Raw genomic sequence first — 7,742 nt, 5'->3', positions numbered from 1 at the left:
CGTCTGTTATGACATCCGTGGGCCCGTGCTGGAAAAGGCGCGTCAGATGGAAGAAGACGGCCACAAGATCATCAAGCTCAACATCGGCAATCTGGCCGTGTTCGGGCTGGAGCCGCCGGACGAGATCGTGCAGGACATGATCCGCAATCTCTCCGGTGCCGCCGGTTACACCGACTCCAAGGGCCTGTTCGCCCCTCGCAAGTCGGTGGTGCACTACTGCCAGGAAAAGGGCATCCAGGGCGTCACGGTCGATGACGTCTACCTGGGCAATGGCGCCTCCGAGCTGATCGTGATGGCCCTCAACGCCCTGCTCAACGAGGGCGACGAGGTGCTGCTGCCTTCGCCCGACTACCCGCTCTACACCGCCGCCGTGGCGCTCTCGGGTGGGCGCCCCGTTCACTACGTGTGCGACGAGCAGGCCGAGTGGTATCCCGATGTGGCCGACATCCGCGCCAAGATCACGCCGCGCACCAAGGCCATTGTCGTCATCAACCCGAACAACCCGACCGGTGCGCTCTACCCCGAGAGCCTGCTCAAGGAGATCATCCAGGTGGCTCGCGAGCACCACCTGATCGTGCTGGCCGACGAGATCTACGACAAGACCCTGTACGACGGTCACACGCACACCTCCATGGCTTCGCTGGCCGACGACGTGCTGTTCCTGACCTTCAATGGCCTGAGCAAGAACTACCGCTCCTGCGGCTACCGCGCGGGCTGGATGATCGTCTCGGGCGAGAAGCGCCACGCCAAGGACTACATCGAGGGCCTCAACATGCTGGCCTCCATGCGCCTGTGCGCCAACACGCCAGGCCAGTTGGCCATCCAGACCGCCCTGGGGGGCTACCAGAGCATCAAGGATCTCGTGGCGCCCACGGGCCGCCTGTGCAAGCAGCGCGACTTGGCCTACGAGCTGCTCAACCAGATCCCTGGGGTCAGCGTGGTCAAGCCCAAGGGCGCGCTCTACATGTTCCCGCGCCTGGACCCCAAGATCTACCCCATCGCCGACGACCAGCAATTCGCCTACGAGCTGCTGGCCGAAGAAAAGGTGCTCATCGTGCAGGGCACGGGCTTCAACTGGGCCCATCCGGACCACTTCCGTCTGGTCTTCCTGCCCAATGCCGATGATCTGGCCGAGGCCATTGGGCGCATCGCCCGTTTCCTGGACGGCTACCGCAAGCGTCACGGGACCTGAGCCGAACCGATCCATTGCTGGCGCCCGGTCTGAGCCGGGCCCATTCCCCATAAGAGCCCCAAGAGAGAAAGCTATGAGTCAACAACAACTGCGACCCGTGCGGGTCGGCCTGATGGGCATCGGCACCGTCGGTGGCGGCACCTTCACCGTGCTGCAGCGCAATCAGGCGGAAATCCGCCGCCGTGCCGGTCGTGGCATCGAGGTCGCCATGGTGGCTGACCTCAACACCGAACGTGCCCGTGAATTGGTGGGCGACACGGCCCAGATCGTGGCTGACGCTCGCACCATCATCGCCAACCCCGATATCGACGTGGTCGTCGAGCTGATCGGTGGCTACGGCATCGCCAAGGCCCTGGTGCTGGAAGCCATTGCCGCCGGCAAGCATGTCGTCACTGCCAACAAGGCCCTGCTGGCCGTGCACGGCACCGAGATTTTTGCCGCCGCCCGCGCCAAGGGCGTGATCGTGGCCTTCGAGGCCGCCGTGGCCGGGGGCATCCCCATCATCAAGGCCCTGCGTGAAGGCCTGACCGCCAACCAGATCCAGTGGGTGGCCGGCATCATCAACGGCACCACCAACTTCATCCTGTCCGAGATGCGTGACAAGGGCCTGGACTTCGATGTGGTGCTGAAGGAGGCCCAGCGTCTGGGCTATGCCGAGGCCGACCCCACCTTCGACATCGAAGGCGTGGACGCCGCCCACAAGGCCACCCTGATGAGTGCCATCGCCTTTGGCGTGCCCGTGCAGTTCGACAAGGCCCATGTGGAAGGCATCACCCAGCTGTCGGCCACCGACATCAAGTACGCCGAGCAACTGGGCTACCGCATCAAGTTGCTGGGCATCGCACGCCGCCAGGCCCATGGCATCGAGCTGCGCACCCACCCGACCCTGGTGCCCATGCGCCGCCTGATCGCCAACGTCGAAGGCGCCATGAACGCCGTGATGGTGCAGGGCGATGCCGTGGGCACGACCATGTACTACGGCAAGGGGGCGGGTGCCGAGCCCACCGCCTCGGCCGTGATCGCCGACCTGGTGGACATCGCCCGCCTGCTGGATGCCGCACCCGAGGCGCGTGTGCCTTACCTGGCCTTCCAGCCCGATGAGATGTCCTCGCTGCCCATCCTGCCGATCGAAGACGTCGTCACCTCCTTCTACCTGCGCCTGCGCGTGGCCGATCAGGCGGGCGTGCTGGCCAAGATCACGGGCATCCTGGCCGAACAGGGCATCTCGATCGATGCCGTCATCCAGCGCGAGGCCGACGAGGTCAGTGGTGAAGGCGGCAACCAGACCGACCTGATCATCCTGACCCACGACACCAAGGAAGGCCGCATGAACCAGGCCCTGGCCGCCATGCAGGCCCTGCCCAGCGTGCTGGCGCCCATCGTGCGTCTGCGCAAGGAAGAGTTGGCATGAAATACATCAGCACCCGAGGCGACAAGACCGAACGCGGCTTCTCCGAGATCCTGCTCGAAGGTCTGGCCCCCGATGGGGGCTTGTACCTGCCCACCTCTTACCCCCAGGTGGATGACGCCACGCTCACGCGCTGGCGCGGTCTGAGCTATGCCGAACTGGCGTTCGAGATCCTGTCGCTCTACATCGACGACATTCCCGCCGACGACCTGAAGGCCCTGACCGCCAAGACCTACACCAAGGCGGTGTACGGTTTTGACGAGATCACGCCGCTCAAGCACCTGGAGCCGGGCCTGTGCCTGGAGGCCCTGTCCAATGGCCCCACGCTGGCCTTCAAGGACATGGCCATGCAGTTGCTGGGCAATCTGTTCGAGTACGAACTGGCCCGCCGCCACGAGACACTCAACATCCTGGGCGCCACCTCGGGCGACACCGGCAGCGCCGCCGAGTACGCCATGCGCGGCAAGAAGGGCGTGCGGGTGTTCATGCTCTCGCCCCATGGTCGCATGAGCGCCTTCCAGCAGGCCCAGATGTTCAGCCTGCAAGATCCCAACATCCACAACCTGGCGGTGGAAGGCGTGTTCGACGACTGCCAGGACATCGTCAAGGCCGTCTCCAACGACCTGGCCTTCAAGCGCCAGTACAAGATCGGCACGGTCAACTCCATCAACTGGGCCCGCCTGCTGGCCCAGGTGGTGTACTACTTCGCCGGCTACTTCTACGCCACCAAGTCCAACGCCGAGAAGGTCAGCTTCACGGTGCCTTCGGGCAACTTCGGCAACGTCTGTGCTGGCCATGTGGCCCGCATGATGGGGCTGCCCATCGCGCAACTGGTGGTGGCCACCAACGAGAACAATGTGCTCGACGAGTTCTTCCGCACCGGCACCTATCGCGTGCGCGGCAGCGCCGAGACCTTCGAGACCTCGTCGCCGTCGATGGACATCTCCAAGGCCTCGAACTTCGAGCGTTTCGTGTTCGATCTGCTGGGCCGCGATGGCGCCCGCGTCAAGGCCCTGTTCAAGGACGAGGTCGAGCAGCGCGGTGTGTTCACGCTCACGCCCGAGGAATTCGCACGGGTGGCCAGCTATGGCTTCGTGTCGGGTTGCAGCACGCACGCCGATCGCCTGCGCACCATCCGTGACACCTTCGAGCGTGATGGCACCCTGATCGACACCCACACGGCCGATGGCCTGAAGGTGGCGCGCGAGCACCGCCAACCGGGCGTGACCATGATCGTGCTGGAGACGGCACTGCCCGCCAAGTTCGAGGAGACCATTGTTGAGGCGACCGGCCAGCGTCCGGCTCGCCCGCACTGGATCGCCGGGCTCGAGGGCCTGGAGGACCGCCCCAAGCGCTTCACGGTCTGCCCGCGCGACACCCAGTTCATCAAGGACTACGTCGTCCAGCACTGCAACGACTGACATCGCCGAGAGGACGAGACCATGGCCACGGCCTTCAAGCCCTTGATGCCTCTGGATGAGGCCTGGTCCACCTTGCAGGCCGCAGTTCTGCAGCACGTGCAGCAAGGCGCCGCGCTGGCACGGGAGTCCGTGGACAGCATCGAGGCGCTGGGCCGTGTGTTGGCCGAACCGCTGGTGTCCCGCGTGGACGTGCCGCCGCTGGACAACAGCGCCATGGACGGCTATGCCTTGAGAGTGGCTGACCTGTCGTCCAGCCAGGCCTTGCCCATGGGGCAACGTGTGGCCGCCGGCCAGGTGGGCGAGCCCCTGGCGCCGGGCCATTGCGCACGCATCTTCACCGGCGCGCCAGTGCCCGAAGGGGCCGATGCCGTGGTGATGCAGGAGCACACCGAAACCAGCGACCCGGCGGGGCCGATCCGCTTCCTGCACGAGGTGCGGGCTGGGCAGAACATCCGCCGCCGGGGTGAGGACATCGCCTGCGGGCAGACGGTGCTGTCGAGCGGCCTGCGGCTGAGTCCTGCCGCCCTGGGCGTGGCGGCGTCGGTCGGTGCGCAGCGCTTGAGCGTGTTCGCCCGGCCACGGGTGGGCGTGCTGACCACCGGCAGCGAACTGGTCATGCCCGGAGAGCCCTTGCCGCCCGGTGCGATCTACAACAGCAACCGCCACACCTTGCGCGGTTTGGTGCAGTCGACCGGCGCCCTCGCGGGCGACCTGGGTGTCGTGCCGGATGATCTGGACGCCACGCGCGCCGCCTTGCGCGAGGCCGCAGCCCACCACGATCTGATCATCACCAGCGGTGGCGTGTCGGTGGGTGAAGAAGACCACCTGCGCGCCGCCGTGCAGGCCGAAGGCGGGCTGGCCTTCTGGGCGCTGGCCATCAAGCCGGGCAAGCCCTTCGTGTTTGGCTGGCTGGCGCGCCCCGATGGCAGCCGCTGTCTCTACATGGGCTTGCCGGGCAATCCGGTGGCCAGTTTCGTGACCTTCCTGCTGCTGGTGCGTCCGGTGCTGGGCGTGTTGTCGGGCGAGCCCTGGGCCTTGCCGACGGCGCTGCGCCTGCAGGCGGATTTCGACTGGCCCAAAGCGGACAAGCGGCGCGAGTTCCTGCGCGCCCGCCTGAATGCGCAGGGCCGGGTGGAGATCTTCCCGCACCAGGGCTCGGGTGTGCTGACTTCGGCCGCCTGGTCCGATGGCCTGGTGGATCTGGCGCCGGGGCAAACGGTCGAGCGAGGTCAAACCGTGGCCTTTGTGCCCCTGTCACAATGGCTGCAACCCTCTTTCACCGTGTGCCAGGCTTGACCTGACACGGCCGACGACCATGAAGATCACCGTTCGATATTTCGCCAAGGTCCGCGAGGCCCTGGGCGCGGGCGAAGACATCGACCTGTCCACACTGGGTGAGGCTGCGCCGACCACCGTGGGCGCGCTGCGTGACTGGCTGGTCGCGCGTTCGGAGGCCCATGCCCGGGCACTGGGGCCGGATCAGGGCTTGCGCACGGCCTGCGACCAGGTCATGTGCGGCCCTGACGAGCCCCTGAGCCCCGGGGCCGAGGTGGCGTTTTTCCCGCCTGTGACCGGGGGCTGAGCATGGCCGAAGCGCGCATCCACGTCTCCGTTCAGACCGAAGATTTCGATCTGGGTGCCGAAGTGGCCGCCCTGCGCGCGGGCGACGCCGGGGTGGGGGCCGTGGCCAGTTTCGTGGGCACGGTCCGACAGTGGGGCTCGCCAGGTGAGGGCGCTCACACCCTGGAGCTGGAGCACTATCCGGGCATGACCGAGCGCAGCCTGGCCTCCATGGCGCGCACGGGGGCGGAGCGCTTCGGTGCGCTGGGCGTGCGCATCATCCACCGGGTCGGGCCCCTGGGCCTGGGCGATCAGATCGTGCTGGTGGCGGTCACCTCTCCGCATCGCCGTGCGGCCTTCGAATGCTGCGAATTCCTGATGGATTGGCTCAAGACTCGGGCCCCCTTCTGGAAGAAGGAAATCTCCGCCAGTGGCGGGGCGCAATGGGTCGATGCCCGCGAGCATGACGATGAAGCCCTGGCGCGCTGGGGCGAGCTGCCGGTGCCGGGTGCCTCTGACGCCGGGGCGACGCGATGAACCACCCGCTGCTGCTGGGGGCTTGTGTGGCTGGGGGCGCCGTTCTGGGTGCCCTGATGCGCTGGGGGGCGGGCCTGTGGCTCAACCCCTTGTGGATGGGCTTTCCGCTGGGCACCCTGGCCGTCAATGCGGTGGGGGGCCTCCTGGCGGGGGCGGCTTATGTGGTGCTGGGGCGCTTTCCCCATGAGCCGCTGCGCCTTCTGCTGGTCACCGGTTTTCTTGGTGGTTTGACAACGTTCTCGTCCTTCTCCGCAGAATCCCTGTCCTTGATCGAGAAAGGCCGTGGCATGCTGGCCCTGACGCACACACTGGCCCATGTGCTGGGTGCACTGGCCTGTGCTGCGCTGGGTGCCCGTCTGGCGCGTTGGTGGCTCTCTCTCTGATCAATCGGGCATGCTGCTCATCGATATCCTCACTTGTTATGCCACTGCGGGCATCGGCTCCGTGGTGGGCTTGGGTCTGCTGGCCCTGATCCAGACGGATCAGCCCAGGATCATGCATGCGCTCAACATCTACCGCTGGGCCTTCGCGTCCCTGGCAATGATGAGCATGATCATCCTGTCCTCGCCCGAGACCGTGGCCACGATCTCCAAGGTGGTGATCGGTTTTGCCGGCATGGGGGTCAGCTTGCTGGCCTGGGCATTCCGGCAGCTCAATGGTCGACGCACACTGCCCACGCTCGGGGTGGTGGTGACCTGTGTCGTGGGGGCGGCGCTCTGGGGGGCGGCCTTTTTGCCCGATCCCTTCTATGTGCGGACCATGGCGGCAGTGTTCTGCCTGGTCAGCGTGGCCATGGCCGTGGACCAGGGCTGGCTGATCCTGCGCAGTGCGCGCGGGCACCTGAGCGAGTTGTGTCTGATGGCGGTGGCCTTCGTCTTCTCCGCGATCTGGCTGGCCATGCTCTGGCATGCGATCGACACCCCCGGGCCTTATCCAAACCACTGGTTGCATGCGCCCGCCTGGTTGCTGCCCATGGCCGGCCTGGGTTTTGCGCTCCTGCCGCTGGCGGTGGCCGCGCTGGCCTTCACGACCATCAATGCCCGCCTGATGCAGCAGTTGCGTGCACGTGCGCTGTCCGATGAACTGACGGGCTGTCTCTCTCGACGTGGCCTGCGTGAGCTGGGAGGGCGCATGCTGGCCATGCAGCAGCACAACCCCTCCGAGGTGGCGGTGCTCATGCTGGATCTGGATCACTTCAAGGCCATCAATGACCGCTATGGGCATGTGATCGGTGATGAAGTGCTGCGCCATGTCACCCATGTGCTGCGCGATCGGCTGCGTGAAGACGCGCTGCTGGCGCGTTACGGCGGTGAGGAATTCACCGTGCTCCTGCCCGTGCGCGACGCCCGTGAGGCACGCGGGGTGGCCGAGCGTCTGCGCAAGGCGGTCGAGTCCACCCCCTGTGAGACCAAGATGGGCCCCATCCGCTGCACGGTCAGCATCGGTGTCAGCTTCCACGCCGATGCCAACACCCTGGAAGACGACATTTCCCAGGCCGATCACCGGCTCTACGCCGCCAAGCAGGGCGGGCGCAATCGGGTGGAGTTCGTTGCGCCGACGCTGGGGTGACTTCTTGATCTTCCTCAAGGCTGCTCATCGCGGCAGGCCTTGAAATGAGCGCCGA

8 protein-coding genes are annotated in these 7,742 nt (G+C 66.2%); all 8 read left to right on the top strand.

Features of this window, described 5'->3' with window-relative positions; translation table 11 throughout:
• A partial coding sequence (locus tag VFW84_RS16920) for a pyridoxal phosphate-dependent aminotransferase (RefSeq protein WP_329681645.1) occupies positions 1-1,192 on the top strand: 1,192 nt, incomplete at its 5' end.
• An 88-nt stretch (positions 1,193-1,280) separates the two neighbouring features.
• Entirely contained in the window at positions 1,281-2,603 is a 1,323-nt protein-coding gene (locus VFW84_RS16915; RefSeq protein WP_329681646.1) for a homoserine dehydrogenase, read from the top strand.
• A complete protein-coding gene (thrC, locus tag VFW84_RS16910) occupies positions 2,600-4,021 on the top strand; it encodes a threonine synthase (protein WP_329681644.1) in 1,422 nt (473 codons plus the stop codon). Before VFW84_RS16915 ends, thrC begins: the two co-directional genes overlap by 4 nt.
• A 21-nt stretch (positions 4,022-4,042) precedes the next feature.
• Positions 4,043-5,317, top strand: a complete 1,275-nt coding sequence (gene glp, locus VFW84_RS16905) for a gephyrin-like molybdotransferase Glp (protein ID WP_329681643.1) — start codon at positions 4,043-4,045, stop codon at positions 5,315-5,317.
• Between the two features lie 19 nt (positions 5,318-5,336).
• Entirely contained in the window at positions 5,337-5,603 is a 267-nt protein-coding gene (locus tag VFW84_RS16900; protein WP_329681642.1) for a MoaD/ThiS family protein, read from the top strand.
• 2 nt (positions 5,604-5,605) lie between these two features.
• A complete protein-coding gene (locus VFW84_RS16895) occupies positions 5,606-6,118 on the top strand; it encodes a molybdenum cofactor biosynthesis protein MoaE (RefSeq protein ID WP_329681641.1) in 513 nt (170 codons plus the stop codon).
• Complete coding sequence (locus VFW84_RS16890) at positions 6,115-6,501, top strand: CrcB family protein (RefSeq protein ID WP_329681640.1); 387 nt, start codon at positions 6,115-6,117, stop codon at positions 6,499-6,501. The genes VFW84_RS16895 and VFW84_RS16890 overlap by 4 nt, the downstream gene beginning before the upstream one ends.
• Before the next feature lie 10 nt (positions 6,502-6,511).
• Positions 6,512-7,687 (top strand): GGDEF domain-containing protein, encoded by a 1,176-nt coding sequence (locus tag VFW84_RS16885; protein ID WP_329681639.1) that lies wholly within the window; start codon positions 6,512-6,514, stop codon positions 7,685-7,687.
• The last annotated feature ends 55 nt before the right edge of the window (positions 7,688-7,742 follow it).

The sequence above is a fragment of the Aquabacterium sp. genome (assembly GCF_036279655.1).
GTDB lineage: Bacteria > Pseudomonadota > Gammaproteobacteria > Burkholderiales > Burkholderiaceae_C > Aquabacterium.
The sequence above is the reverse complement of the archived record's forward strand: the minus strand, read 5'-3'. Positions and strand labels throughout refer to the sequence as shown.

Excerpts from the sequence above, each read along its gene's own strand:
- glp (WP_329681643.1), top strand. The coding sequence starts at position 4,043 with ATGGCCACGGCCTTCAAGCCCTTGATGCCTCTGGATGAGGCCTGGTCC.
- VFW84_RS16900 (WP_329681642.1), top strand. The coding sequence starts at position 5,337 with ATGAAGATCACCGTTCGATATTTCGCCAAGGTCCGCGAGGCCCTGGGC.
- VFW84_RS16895 (WP_329681641.1), top strand. The coding sequence starts at position 5,606 with ATGGCCGAAGCGCGCATCCACGTCTCCGTTCAGACCGAAGATTTCGAT.
- VFW84_RS16885 (WP_329681639.1), top strand. The coding sequence starts at position 6,512 with ATGCTGCTCATCGATATCCTCACTTGTTATGCCACTGCGGGCATCGGC.
- thrC (WP_329681644.1), top strand. The coding sequence starts at position 2,600 with ATGAAATACATCAGCACCCGAGGCGACAAGACCGAACGCGGCTTCTCC.
- VFW84_RS16890 (WP_329681640.1), top strand. The coding sequence starts at position 6,115 with ATGAACCACCCGCTGCTGCTGGGGGCTTGTGTGGCTGGGGGCGCCGTT.